Raw genomic sequence first — 253 nt, 5'->3', positions numbered from 1 at the left:
TCGATCGGGTCGGTCGGGGACGCGTACGACAACGCCCTCATCGAATCAGCGAACGGGTTGTACAAGACCGAGTGCATCCGCACCACGATCTTCCACTCCGGGCCGTATCGGACGATTTCGGACGTCGTTGACGGGGGAGCGGTTGGAGCCGTTGTCGGCGGATACCTCGCGGGCTGGTGAGGACGGGGTGATCGGGGAGGAGCATCAGCAGATCGTGCGGAAGTTCTTTCGCCGGTTGGGTGGGAAGGTCGAT

Annotated in this window: 1 pseudogene; it reads left to right on the top strand. The window is 62.8% G+C overall.

From position 1 onward, the window contains the following. Window positions 1-180 (top strand): annotated as a pseudogene (locus RhoFasB10_RS26100) (hypothetical protein); the annotation flags it as partial. Between the last annotated feature and the right edge of the window lie 73 nt (window positions 181-253).

This window comes from Rhodococcus sp. B10 (genome assembly GCF_011770055.1).
Lineage (GTDB): Bacteria > Actinomycetota > Actinomycetes > Mycobacteriales > Mycobacteriaceae > Rhodococcoides > Rhodococcoides kyotonensis_B.
This window is presented reverse-complemented; position numbering and strand designations above follow the sequence as displayed.